We start from the raw sequence: 14031 nt of genomic DNA, 5'->3' as shown, positions 1-14031 counted from the left end.
TCTGTATAGAATTTGCTTTTCCTCATTTTAGCAAGACATCGGCTGGAATGCAAGTCAATCCGCCCCTATGTCATTCTGCAGAACGCCGCAGATGGATACGGAATCTTTTCCAAATTTTGCACGAATGGCATCCAAAGTGGTCTCCAACTTCTCCTGCTTCTTCCGCTCTTTCTGCCTGGAATGTTCAAACAGACTCATCTGCTCTCCTGGCGCCTCTTTTGCTGGTACTAGGTTTGTACCGGTGAGCGTCAACATGCGGATTGGCGCGTTGGGGTTCCACGATTCCGTTAGAAGTTCCATCGCAGTATCCGCTAGTTCCTTTGCCAGAAAAGTTGGTACATGTAAAGGCTTTTGACGGGAAATGGTTTTGAAACTTGGATTGCGAATATTAAGTTGCACTGTATAACATTTTACGCCACTACGGCGCATACGCGCGGCAACTGTATCGGCTAAAACAGTGACACCCAGTCGGATGTCATCCCAGCCGATCAAATTACGTTTAAATGTTAGACCATTGCCCACCGATTTTACCTCTTTCGGTTCGTAAACGCTCTTTACCGGACTCGTATCCAGACCATTGGCATGATCGTATAATTCTCCACCCACCTTCCCTAAGCTCGCTACTAAAGTCTTGCGGCTTGCATGGGCCAAGTCCCCGATTGTACGAATACGCATTTTTTGCAGAGTCTCCCGCGCACTCTTTCCTACATAGAGCAGGGCATCCACCGAGAGAGGAAACACCAGTTCCGAATAGTTCTCCCGTGAAATCACCGTGGTTGCATCAGGCTTTCTGTAGTCGCTTCCCAGTTTGGCAAAAATTTTATTAAAGGACACCCCAACTGAAATGGTCAGGCCAGTCTCTCGTTTGACCTCTTCACGCAACCGGTCCGCAATCTCTTTTCCAGTACCAAATAGCTTTTGACTGCCGGTCACATCGAGCCAACTCTCGTCAATTCCAAAGGGCTCCACTAAATCAGTATAACGCTGATAAATGGCATTTACCTGTTTTGAATACTTGGCATATTGATCCCTATGCGGTGGAGCAAGCACCAGCTCTGGACACTTCCGCCGCGCTTGCCAGATGGTTTCCGCTGTCTGAACGCCAAAGCGTTTGGCTTTCTCATTTTTGGCAAGTACAATCCCGCGGCGGTTTTCGGGATCTCCGCATACTGCCATCGGGACATCCCGATATGCTGGATGCAACAAACACTCAACAGAAGCGTAAAAAGCGTTGCAATCGCAATGTAGAATAACACGGTCTGTACGCTCCATGCGTTCCATCTCCAATCAAACGTTCTATTCTAATTATAAAGCGCACCCCTTTAAAAATCCAGTATTCATTTTGTAATACCAATATTTTCTAAAAAAGCCGCCCGGCATTTCCATGCCGAAGCGGCTTTACTCTTTGGTTAACCGTGTATTTCCAGTAGCTTTTGTTTGAGTTCATCCTCCAAACGGCTCAACTCCATCTCCGCTTCACGGCGTTTTTGGCGGCCTTCCGTCTGAATCTGCATGACCTCGTCCAATGTAGAAATTAAACTTTGGTTGGTTTCGCGCAGCGTTGCCATATCCACAATCCCACGTTCCGTCTCTTTTGCCGTTTCGACCGTCGCCATTTTAAGTGTCGCGGCATTCCGGCGAAGCAGCTCGTTTGTCATATCGGTTACCTCGCGCTGTGCTTGCGCCGCCTGTTGAGAATGTGCAATTCCGAATGCCAACGCCATTTGACTTTTCCAAAGCGGAATCGTGTTGACCAACGTGGACTGAATCTTCTCCGACATCTGGGTATCATTGCTCTGCACCAACCGAATCTCTGGCGCCATTTGGATGGATATCATTCGGGTGAGTTCCAAGTCGTGCAACTTCTTATCAAAGCGGTTACAAAGAGAAGCAAGATCATTGGCTGCCTGGGCGTCTTCCGGCAGGCCGGTTTGTTTTGCTTTCTCCACCAGGAGAGGCAGTTCTTCCTGCTGAACCTGCGTAAGTTTCTTTTTGCCTGCCAAAATATACATGGACAATTCCTTGAAATAAACCTTGTTCATTTCATACATCTTGTCCATCATCGCAACATCCTTGAGCAATTGCACCTGATGTCGTTCCAACACCGCACAAATCTTTTCGACATTGGCCTCCACTTTATCATACTTGGCCTTCAAGGCTGTCATTTTATTTGCACTCCGTTTGAAAAAGCCAAAGAATCCCTTCTCCTCTTCCTCTACATCGAAGCTTTTTAATTCTGTAACAACACTGGAAAGCATCTCTCCTACTGCGCCAAGGTCTTTTGTACGAATGTTGCTCAACGCATCCTCTGAAAAGTCTGCCATCTTTTTCTGTGCGCCTGCACCATACTGCAAGATCATATTGGAATTGCTCAATTGAATTTTGGCCGCAAAATCGTCCACCATCCGGCGTTCTTCCGGCGTTAAGCTACGCTCATCGAATATTGGCGTTTCTGTAGATGTCTGCACAGGCTGTACCTTCTCGATGGAAGCAGGCTGTTCATCTGCAAACGGCTCGAGGGTCAACATGGGCTGCTCCTGAAAAGTCTCGTCCATAACAAGTACCTCCAATCGAATTTACGGTTTCTTCTGATGAAACGTATCCCCAGTCAGCCCCTCCTGTGCAAGCATCGTCTCCAATACAGAGATGTCTGTAGAAATATCCAGTGCATCATCTTGGAACAGGCTGTCCAAAAGATTTTCAAAGGCAATATTGATCGTATCCAATGTATCGCGAATTTCCGTCTTTACCCGGGTAATGTTCTCTCCTTGGATGGACTGTTCTCCAAATTCCCGATAAGCTTTCACCAATTTTAAGGTAATAGGCAAATAATACTGCATAAATTTGCGAATGCCTGGAAGTTTTTTGGGATGTGCCTCTACATGGTTAAAGATTTTCGTGGATACTGCATCTAGTCGGGATAGCTTTTGCGAAAACACGTCTTCGAATATCGCGTGATTCTCTTCGCGAATCTGCCAAAGATAATCACGCCCTTCCGCAATCACTTTTTCCAACTCTGTAGGTCCGTCCGGACTGGACACTTTTCTTCTTTGCTCCTCTTCTTGCCGGCGACGGGCGCTCTCCTGCGCCTGTAAATACTGGCGATACGTCTCATCCGTCGCGATGAAACAGGTTTCTTGCTCATCAATATGCCCTTGCGGGAACAAACCATCCCGAATCATCTTACGCAAATCGTGTACAACAAAGGACTTTGACTCGTCTACAGCCGACGCCAGGAGTTTTAAAGAACAAAATGTGCCGCCGTTTAACTGGGCCTGATATCTTTGAAAACGCCTCTTTCGACGCACCTGGCGCACTCCACAGATTGCCAGTGCCGAAAAGCCTACGCACAACGGAACAATAACAAAACTAGAAATTGCAAAAGCAGTCCAAGGCATGCCAAATAATACGGAAATCAGTGCCAAAAGAATAAACGCCAGCCCCGTAGAAATTGCGCCAACCAATCCGATAATCTCCATAATGATCCCTGCTACTGAGCCGGAAGGGGCCTTACGGATTCGTATCTGGTCCTTCATGACACGGACTGGCCGGACCGGATATGCATACCGTTTTTGGGGAACCGATTTGGTTGGCGGTACCGGTCCTTTTTGAACGTTTACATTTTCCCTCACCGTATGAACAACGGTTTCTTTCAGATTCAAAGCATCCTGAACCGTTTGATGAATCTGTTCCTCTAAATGATCAAAAAAATCTTTATCAATCATGCGGTGTTCCTCCACACCAGGGGATATCCCCAAAATAAAACCGGTTTCATTATATCGCATTCCCTAAAAAATAACAACATTTCTCCTGTGGGAATCATGCCGCATATAACCATTTTGGAAAAGGTTCCTAGATAAATCGTCCCCTTCTTTACGAATCAAACGAAACGGCAGGGAAACAGCAAAGAGCTGAAATCCTAGACGGGAAGCCAGTAATGTGAACAGGCTCTCTACGCAACACTTAAAGCGATATACACGATTGTTTTCTAAAAGGATACCGCTAAATTGAATTCACAATCTTTCATTTTACGGAGGACATTCCTGAACATTGCGTAGAAGCTTTCTATCTTACATGTATAACATCATTTACATATATCCAATTCTTTCCTTCTCATAAACTCCTGAAATAACTCCATTCCTATCATTTTAGTGCAGACATGATTCATCCCTACATTATATGCTTTACACATGCTATCCTGCTGTAAATGCATATAATACATATTCTGATTCCCTCATTCGATTTTATAGGAAATCCAGAATAAAGTAAATTCCCTTGGCACTATTTTCTTCATGTCCGTATTTTATGAAATTTAAAAGGATTTGCCCTGTTTTTGATGAAATGAGTACGGTTCTAAACGTTTGACAGCCCAATTGCTAACGAGAAATATTTACAAAGACTCTCTGTCATTGGCTGTCAGATTCTTGGTCGGATTGGTCTACCATTACATCATTTAAAATTTCTGGTATTCCGACAATGGTCTCCCATCACACAGCTCCCTTCATACCTTCAGCGTCCCCCACGGAAATTCCCGCTATTGGTTGTTAAGTGTTTCATTTGGATACCAGTTACTTCCACTCTTTCCGTAACACGATTCCGATGTTCGCCTATCAACGCCGGACATTCGGCACCTTTACACCTATGGCGTTTCCCTGCCACCGACCATCGAGTACTTGCCTAGTTACAGGTTTCTTTCACTCTTTGTACAACGCGATTCTGGTATTTATCGATTATTGCCGGATTACCTCGGTGGAAACAAACTTTATACCATCCCCGAAAGTTTATCCACATTCGTCCAATTACTACTACACAATGACTTGTGTAGACACCCGTACTCTGGTCTGGAATACTCATCGCGTCTTCTTCGTCTTATAGAAATTCCCTGTTATCGGTTACCGGGGACTTCATTTTAGATAGCAGCCACTTTCATTCTTTCCAAAACACGCTTCCGATGTTCGCCTATCAACGCCGGACATTCAACGTCTTCGCGCCTATGGCGTTTCTCTACAGGAGTTTCATGCCACCAATCGCCGGGTACTTGATTAGTTACAGATTTCTTTCACTCTTTCCCAAAGATGATTCCGGTATTCATGGATTATTGCCGGATTTCTCCGGTGGAAATAGCTTTTATGCCATCCCTAAAAGATCCCCACATCCGTCCAGCTGTTACTACACAGTAACAACGTCGTACAATACATTCCCATACCTATGAAAAGTGTGACCCAGCAGGGGTTATTCGCATCTCGTTTGCGAACTCCCCTGCTGGGTCATATGGGTGGAATATCTCTTCTTTGGCTTTCCTATGTATTCGCTCTCATGAGAGACAAATCTATTTACATGCGATTAGAATATACGTTTATATTTACATGTAGAAAAGCTATCTGTCAGAGATATTCCATATTCTTTTTCTTTCCGAAGCCTCATAGCTACCATCACCATACAGTGTTTCACCGTATTCTGCCCGGCAGGGTCGTGTAGACGCCTGTATTCTAGCACGGTGGACGCACAACGTCTTTCGTGCCTAGGGTATTGCCTACGAAACTCTTTACTATTGGTTACTGGATTCGATCGGATGTAGTTTACCTTCTCGTTGTTCAGAACAGATTTGGTACTCAGCCGATTGTAACTGTGCAGTGTTTGACTGCTTTTCTGCCCGGCAGAATCGTGTAGACACCTATGCTCTAACCCGGTGGACGCACAGCGCCTTTCGCGCCTACGGCGTTTTCTACGCAGGCTCTCTTCCATCAGTGGTTGCTGGATCGAATGGCTTATGCCCTTCGCTGGTATCCGGCATTCAACCAATGGTCACTGTGCAGTGTTTCACCGCATTCTGTCCCGGCAGTGTCGTGTAGACGCCCGTGCTCTGGCCCGGTGTGCCGGTTGCATAGACTCTGTAGTAGTAATCGTTTCCAACCTTCGCCACAAACTGCGTCTTGAGAACGCTGCCGTTGCCTACCGTAAAGCTCGGCGTCTGGTTGTTTCCATTTACCACCGTCATCTTGAAACAGTATGCGCTGCCTCTCTTGAGCGTGAAGTTCACTGTCGTGTCACTCACCACATGCGCCTTCTGGGTCGAGACGTTCTGTGCCGCAGAAACGACGCCTGCCGCCCCATAGGAGTTGGAGGCATTCACAGAACTGCTTCCCTTTCCTCCCTTGTTGTCCGGCTTCGGGTTGGGCTTCGGCGTTTCCGCCTTCTCCAAACTTGCTACAGCTGCTTCCAGGTTCATATATACCTTTGCGATTGTCTGGTTGTCTGCGGTTTCATCCCCGGCGACTGCCTTTGCTACCTGTAGCGCCGCCTCCAGGTTTGCCACACTACGGTCCGTATAGCCGTTCAAGTCGATCGCTTCTGTCTCTTCGATGAGCTTCTGCAATTCTTCTCTGCTTGGGATCTTCCGCAGGGATGCCATTGTTTCCGCAAGCTTCTGCGCCATTGCATCCACTTCTTCCTGTCCAGCTTCCGGATTCCCAAGCATCGTCTCTGCATCTTCCAGCACTCCATTAAAGGTCTGGAACGCCTCGTCCTGGATATAACTGTCCATATCCAGGCTATTCGCTTCATCCACCACGGTCTGGAGCGCCGACAGGTCTGCACGGTATTTCAGATTTTCAATCGCCTTCTGCAAGTTCTCATATGCCTTGTCCACTTCCGCCTTCAGCGGGTTCTCTTCCGCATAGACGTCCTTTGCCTCACTCAGCGCTTCCTCGAAGCCCTCCGTGCTGCTCGGCTTGAATGCATCCAGTTTCTCCGCCAACTGCTCTGCGATTTCAATCAACGGCAGCAGCACTTCCTTGTCGCCTTCCTCGAATTCCAACAGGTGCATCGCTTCCAGCAGCTCGCTCCAAGCCTTGTTGACCTCCTCCTGAGTTGCAGCTCGATCGTCGTAGACCTCCTGCGCGTTAGTCCGGGCATTCACAAAGAGTTCCCGCACTTCCGGTACCAGGCGGTCGATGTCCTCCTGCGTTACGTTGTTCGCCTCATCCAGGACAATCTTCAAGATGTCCTTGTCCACCTTCGTAAAGGTAAAGCGCAGGCTCGCGCTCTCATTCGGCATCGTGTAAGTGTACGCAAAGCCGTTTGGTTCAAACGGGATGTCCTCCCCGTTGAGCTGTGCACTGGCAAACGCGCCGTCGGTTGGGGTGAAGGTAAAGGTCAGATCTTCGCCCGGCATCACTTTCGCGCCGTAGATCGCATCCGTGGAGATCACCACATCTGCATTCCCTTCCACTTCCACCGCTGCATTGCTGCTCCACTGTACGGTCAACAGCTGCGGCTCCGCGGGAACAGAATCCGGTGTAACCCATTGCATACCACTCTTGGCTGTTCCAGAAACGGTCTTACCACTTTCGGTGAAGGTCACCTGATATGTGGTTTCTTCCTGCAGGTTCAAGCTGATCTGATCGATTAATTCCTCTTCATTCGTCACAATATTTAAAATGCCATTGGAATCCTTTTCTGCTGTACAATTGTATGCCTCTATCGAACCATCCTGCTGTTCAACGACATACGCCTTTGTCAAAACGGTCTCTTCCATGGCTTTGAAAATTTCATGTACGTCATTATCACAAGCGCCACCTTGACCATAATAACCGCCAACGTTTGTGTCCGGTGGAGCTTTCCACCAATCGCTGATCATATCGACATAAGATTCTCCCAGCGTAACATCCTTCCGAGTTCCCTGCCCATAAAGAGAAGAATCATTTTCTATTTGGACAAACAGGCTACCCTCGATATACGGATCTGCGATAAACGCCCAATTCAGATTCCCATCAAAGCCCATCAACTGCACGCAGGAACCCATCGCGTTCATTCCCTTTTCCAGATAATATGGATCTCCAGTCAATTGATACATATTAAACAGCCCGTAGATGTTCCATGCAGTCCATCCATGAGGAGAGTTCATCATATTATTCGGATCGGCTGTCAAGAGCACATCGTACTGTGCTTCCCAGAAACGCAGGGAACCACCGTTCATCCGAGAGTCCGGGATAATCTCCTGTTCCAGTGCCTGATGTTTGTTCAGGTATTCCAATGCGCTGGCTTGATATTTCTCTCGTTCCGCAGAGCCTTCTGGATGCAGCAAAGCAAACTGAGACAGCTGTGTCGCAGAACAGGAGAAGGCTCCATCCTCAAAAGTCAATTGTCCTTCTGTATGAAGATCTCCATGAAGTTCAACCAAATTATCCATCGCCTTTTTGACGGATTCGTATTGACGGTCATAACAGGCCTGCCAATCCTCCTCATCATTTCCAGCGGCAATCATCTCGGCTTCTACTTCCATCAATTCCATAATGGACTTTGCCGGATAGATGACAGAGGTATAATCTCCGCTTGGTCCCTGATAGGCGCCTGTCTGCGGGTCCTGGCGGCTAATCAAATAATCTGCAATCTTAATCGCCTTTTGCAGATCCTCAATCGTTCCACCTGCCTGATACTTATCGACTAAAATTCCGACTGTTGTACTGTGATTCTGAATTCTTGTCGGATTATTCTGCGGAATTCCTTCCTCATTGTAGTCGATGATTCCGTAGATTTCCTGGAATTTCTGATCGATTTGGCTATCCTTTTCTTCATCTGGGAAGTATTTCATTCCCAAATATGTGCTATACAAGCCATACCAGGATTCGCAGCAATCCGCAGCTTTGGCCGGGTGGCTGAGCGCGGCCTCCTTTGCCTTTTCCATATACCAAGACCACGGCTTTCGCAACGTGACCATTGCCTCTGCTTTATAGCCATTGGAGTCCACCCGCAGGGTATATACGCCCTCTCCATCTTCCGGCGTGAAGCTCCCGACATACCGGTTGTCCTTAGCCTGTTGTAAGGAAATCGGCGCCAATTCTGAGCCATCCGGCGCAAATACACGCATTTGAGATACCGGCTGCCCTGCAAAAACCGATATATTTGCAGTTTCTCCCTCTCCCAATGTGTATTGATCTATGTCAATCGAAGGGGCATTGAGCATCTCTGTGACATCCTCTTTGACGTCTTGCACACTGTTGCTTAATTTCAACCGGATGTTCCAAATTCTGGTTTCATCTGTTTCCAAGGAGGAATTGTCCCGTGGATGACGCTCGGGCAAAGTTTCATCCTTTTGCATCAAATCCAGGACAACGCCATTGATTCGATGCGCTCCACTCTCGTAACTCAGCCGATAAGAAGAAACCGGTGCATCTGCTACAATCGATACAACATTCTGTTCCGGGCTTTCCAGATAACCCCACAGATGGGTCTTCTCACAACGCAACAAAGTCGGGAAGAACAAATTACGGTAACTTTCGTAGGTATCCTTCATATAGGTATCAATGCCCAGATTGATGCTCGCCCGATCGGGGGTTACCGTTTGATCGTTGGTGTTATGAAGCGTTGCTTGAATCTGAAGGATACCATCATCCAGCAAGCTATAGGAGATGCCAAACTCTACGCCATCCTTGGTTCCTGTATAACAATGTTCATTTTCCGCTGTCTTTTTCAGCCGTACTGCATTGCCATTCCACTGCCAGGTGGGTCCTGCAAAACCGCCCGTGCGGAAAGGAACCTCAATCCATTCACCGGCGTCGTTCTGGAATTGCAGATCATTCATGGTTCCGCGAGCATGATCTAAAAGGACACCCGTGGATTCATCTGAAAGGATTCCCCACTGTGATCGGGAGGAATGACAACCGGCGGATTGTTGTCATGCAAGGTAATTGCATGGACACTTACACTTCCATATGTCGGATCGGTTACATCTGTAATCTCCACGCGGAAATGATAAACATCCTCTTCATTCTCTGAATAGAAATTTACTGTCAGAATGTTCCCAGTGGTTTCCCCAGAAGTCCGTACAATGGTCGCTAACGGAGTCTCTTCGTCGTTCAGGCGAATCTCGGTTTTTACTGTTGCTTGATAAGCCCCAGTATACAGTTTTAATGTACGAAGTGTGGTGCTGCTGTCTACATCAAAAGTCAAACCATTTCCCACATGTTGCATGATAATTCCACGCTTTTCCGATGCATAGGAACTGGTGTTATTCTCACGGTTCATACCATCCATAAAGTGGAACTCTGCAAACCGATCCCCTGTAATACCACTGGTTGTCCCCAAAGCAGAAACATTTTGAATAAAACTGTCAACATAGGTCTCCTGAAGGTTTTTATATTCATAATTGTGAATATCTTCTGCATCAAAGTAGGCCCAATCCAAGTTCCCCTCGCTCGTCAGGTTAACGGTTTGTGTCGTCTGCTGGGGAATATCTTCGGAGATGTAAGTAACCGGTTCGTCCGGCAGTTCGCTGGAAATCGATCCATAAACTGTAACAGCATGGAGACTCATGCTTCCATAGGTCGGGTCGGTTACATCCGTAATAGAAATCTTAATATGTAAAACATCGTCATCGCTCACTGTCTGTGTCCGAAGGGTTAAAATATTTCCTCTGGAAGCAGAAACAGTCTGTTGCAGTGTCTTTATGGGGGCTTCCTCTTCATTCAATCGGATTTCAGTCTTTACAGTAGCAGCATATGCCCCTGTATAAATCTTGATTGTGCGAGGCTCCGTGCTTCCAGCAATATCGAACGCAATTCCACTATCAACCCCTTCAAAAATAAGGCCGCATTTCTCCTGCTGATAGGTGGCACTGTTGCTGGAAGTTTGCGTTCCATCGGTAAAACAGAATTCTGCAAATTTATCGCCCGTAAGTCCATTGGTATTTCCGGATACCACAACATTGCTAATTTCATCCGCATGATATTTCTGCTCGTAAGACTGCGCGTCCGTAGAGTTGAAATACAACCAATCCAAATTTCCTTCCGTTGTAAGGTTGACCGGATACGCCCCCTCTTGGCTGACCGTCAGTTCTACTTCCGATGCATCTAAAATGGCGTCCTGGCCAGATGTTTCTGGCGCATATCCCAGTGCTTGTTCCTCAGAAGCAAACGCCAAATTGCTGATCGAGCCCGTAAACGCCATGCAGAATGCCAGTAAAAAAGCTACCCACCTTTTTTTCAATTGAACCATCCTTTCTTTTCTCTCCATCAGAACCCACATGCGAGTAGAACCCTTCGGTTTATTTTTTGCCCCCTTTTCATTAATCGAATTACTTATATATCTTATTTTATATTATATATTGGTGATTTTATAAAATCAATACACGCTTTATACAAGAAGTTTTTAGATATTTTATTACATCTCACAGTCCTAAAACAGACTACTTCATGGTTGAAAAAAATAAAAGCCACTGTACGACAAAGCTTTTATCGCACAGTGGCTTTCCTTTAATGACCCTATCCAATTACATATTTTTTACAACAAGTTGATTCCCAACGTAGTCCACAAGAAGCGTTTCACGCGGTTTGACATCCGCTTGAAGGATCTTTTTTGCAATCAGCGTCTCTACTTTGCTCTGAATAAAGCGTTTTAACGGACGTGCACCGTAAATTGGATCATAACCGCTGTCCACAATAAAGGTCTTTGCTGCAGGTGTCAACTCCACACGCAACTGCTTATCTGTCAGACGGCGTTGCAAATCGGCAATTTGCAGATCTACAATATGACCGATTTCATCGCGCGTCAAAGGCTTGTAGAAGACAATCTCATCCAAACGGTTCAAAAACTCCGGGCGGAACTGCTGTTTCAACAGCGCATTCACTTGTTCTTTCGCCTGATCGCTGATCTTGCCATCCGCATTGATGCCTTCCAATATGGCATTTGACCCCAGATTCGAAGTCAGAATAATAATCGTATTCTTAAAATCCACTGTACGTCCCTGGGAATCGGTAATACGGCCATCATCCAAAACTTGTAATAGGATGTTAAATACATCTGGATGAGCTTTTTCTACCTCATCAAAAAGGACAACTGAATACGGCTTCCGGCGAACTGCCTCCGTCAGCTGGCCGCCTTCCTCGTATCCAACGTATCCCGGAGGCGCTCCGATCAAACGAGACACCGAAAATTTCTCCATATATTCCGTCATATCGATGCGGATCATATTGTGCTCGTCGTCAAACAATGCTTCTGCCAAAGCTTTCGCCAATTCGGTTTTCCCGACACCAGTCGGCCCCAAGAAAAGGAACGAACCGATCGGCCGGTTCGGGTCTTGAATACCTGCACGGGAACGCAGAATGGCCTCTGTCACCTTCTGTACCGCTTCATCCTGGCCAACCACACGACGATGCAAAATATCGTCAAGATGGAGTAACTTCTCACGTTCGCTTTCCATCAATTTTGAGACTGGAATTCCTGTCCAACGGCCCACAATTTTAGCAATTTCCTCCTCTGTAACCTTGTCACGCAACAGGTTGGTGTCGGAAGATTGGCTCTGTTCTGCGATCTGCTCCTCCTCTGCCAACTGCTTTTGCAGCTCTGGCAGCTTTCCATATTTATATTCAGCAGCCTTGTTCAAGTCATACATGCGTTCTGCCTTTTCAATCTCCGCATTAACCTGCTCAATTTCCTCACGCAACTTCTGCACTTTCCCAATAGCCTGCTTTTCGTTTTCCCACTTTGCCTTCATTTCCTTAAATTGGGCACGCAGATCTGCCAGTTCCTTTTGAATTTCCTTCAGATGTTCCTGCGTGAGTGGATCAGTATCCTTTTTCAGAGCCGCTTCTTCGATTTCATGCTGCATGATCTTTCGGGAAATATCATCCAGTTCCGTCGGCATGGAGTCGATTTCCGTACGGACCATTGCACAGGCTTCATCCACCAAATCAATCGCCTTATCCGGAAGGAACCGGTCGGAAATATAGCGGTTTGAAAGCGTCGCAGCAGCAATCAATGCCTGATCTTGAATCTTAACCCCATGGAATACCTCATAACGTTCCTTCAAACCGCGAAGAATGGAAATAGTATCTTCCACACTCGGCTCATCGACCATGACTGGCTGGAACCGACGCTCCAAGGCTGGATCTTTTTCAATATATTGATGGTATTCATTAAGAGTCGTCGCACCAATACAGTGCAACTCCCCACGTGCAAGCATTGGCTTCAGTAAATTACCTGCATCCATGGAGCCCTCGGTCTTGCCGGCACCCACAATGGTATGCAACTCGTCAATGAAAAGAATGATCTTTCCTTCGCTTTTCTTGACCTCATTCAAAACTGCTTTTAAGCGTTCTTCAAATTCGCCGCGGAATTTTGCTCCAGCGATCAGAGCACCCATGTCCAAAGAAAAGATCTTGCGGTCCTTTAAATTATTGGGCACATCCCCACGCACAATTCGCAGGGCTAAGCCTTCAGCAATAGCAGTCTTGCCCACGCCCGGTTCGCCAATCAAGACGGGATTATTTTTGGTTTTACGGGATAGGATACGAACTACATTCCGGATCTCATCGTCGCGTCCGATTACCGGGTCGAGCTTATGATTCTTTGCCAGCTCGACCAAGTCCTGCCCATACTTGGAAAGCGCGTCATAGGTTTCTTCGGGTGTGTCACTGGTCACGCGGGTATTTCCACGGACACTCGAGAGTGCCGTCAAAAACGCATTTTTCTCGACTCCAAAGCGTTGAAACACATCCTTGACCGCATTGTTTGGCCGATTCAGTATCGCAAGTAAAATATGCTCGACAGAAACATATTCATCTTTCATACGATCTGCTTCTTTTTCCGCAGCGGTCAAAACAGCATCCACATCGGTGGAAACATAAATTTTCCCTGCTTCACGGCCAGGACCAGTTACACCTGGTATACGGGAGATCTTTTCTTTCACAGCCTGTTGGACAGCATCACAGTCCACATTCATCTTTTTTAGCAGTTGTGGAATCAAACCATCCCTCTGTTGCAGTAAAGCTGCTACAAGGTGTTCTTCCTCAATTTGCATATTGTTGTTTTCTATGGCGAGGTTTTGGGCTTCCTGGATGGCCTCCAAGGACTTTTGGGTAAATTTCTGTGCGTTCATGTTCAACCCCTCCTATCTGTTACACATTCAGTGTTCATGCGGGTTTCTATTAATTTTTTAGCACTCTTATCATGAGTGTGCTAAAATTATATTCTATATATATGAATAAATCATGAACAAACAAAGGACTTTATGTAAACCAGCAGAACGCACAT

The 14031-nt window shown here is 46.6% G+C and carries 6 protein-coding genes; all 6 read right to left on the bottom strand.

The genetic code is table 11. The features are described from left to right. Window positions 1-54 precede the first annotated feature (54 nt). Entirely contained in the window at window positions 55-1272 is a 1218-nt protein-coding gene (dinB, locus tag ACGCCZ_RS15665) for a DNA polymerase IV (RefSeq protein ID WP_054324776.1), read from the bottom strand. A gap of 137 nt (window positions 1273-1409) precedes the next feature. After that, window positions 1410-2555: a toxic anion resistance protein gene (locus ACGCCZ_RS15660; protein WP_411656494.1), complete on the bottom strand. Its 1146-nt coding sequence runs from the start codon at window positions 2553-2555 to the stop codon at window positions 1410-1412. Between the two features lie 21 nt (window positions 2556-2576). Then, the gene (locus ACGCCZ_RS15655; protein ID WP_411656493.1) at window positions 2577-3785 is read right to left on the bottom strand and encodes a 5-bromo-4-chloroindolyl phosphate hydrolysis family protein; all 1209 of its coding nucleotides are present in this window, start codon (window positions 3783-3785) and stop codon (window positions 2577-2579) included. Between the two features lie 2009 nt (window positions 3786-5794). Beyond that, on the bottom strand, window positions 5795-9583 hold the full coding sequence (locus ACGCCZ_RS15650; RefSeq protein ID WP_411656492.1) for a hypothetical protein: 3789 nt from the start codon (window positions 9581-9583) through the stop codon (window positions 5795-5797). Between the two features lie 17 nt (window positions 9584-9600). After that, window positions 9601-10986 (bottom strand): hypothetical protein, encoded by a 1386-nt coding sequence (locus ACGCCZ_RS15645; RefSeq protein ID WP_411656491.1) that lies wholly within the window; start codon window positions 10984-10986, stop codon window positions 9601-9603. 283 nt (window positions 10987-11269) lie between these two features. Then, window positions 11270-13876 (bottom strand): ATP-dependent chaperone ClpB, encoded by a 2607-nt coding sequence (clpB, locus tag ACGCCZ_RS15640; RefSeq protein WP_054323838.1) that lies wholly within the window; start codon window positions 13874-13876, stop codon window positions 11270-11272. Window positions 13877-14031 lie beyond the last annotated feature (155 nt).

It is taken from the genome of Anaeromassilibacillus sp. SJQ-1, assembly GCF_046693725.1.
GTDB lineage: Bacteria > Bacillota > Clostridia > Oscillospirales > Acutalibacteraceae > Anaeromassilibacillus.
This window is presented reverse-complemented; position numbering and strand designations above follow the sequence as displayed.

Excerpts from the sequence above, each read along its gene's own strand:
- dinB (WP_054324776.1), bottom strand. The coding sequence starts at position 1,272 with ATGGAGCGTACAGACCGTGTTATTCTACATTGCGATTGCAACGCTTTT.
- ACGCCZ_RS15660 (WP_411656494.1), bottom strand. The coding sequence starts at position 2,555 with ATGGACGAGACTTTTCAGGAGCAGCCCATGTTGACCCTCGAGCCGTTT.
- ACGCCZ_RS15655 (WP_411656493.1), bottom strand. The coding sequence starts at position 3,785 with ATGCGATATAATGAAACCGGTTTTATTTTGGGGATATCCCCTGGTGTG.
- ACGCCZ_RS15650 (WP_411656492.1), bottom strand. The coding sequence starts at position 9,583 with ATGAATGATCTGCAATTCCAGAACGACGCCGGTGAATGGATTGAGGTT.
- clpB (WP_054323838.1), bottom strand. The coding sequence starts at position 13,876 with ATGAACGCACAGAAATTTACCCAAAAGTCCTTGGAGGCCATCCAGGAA.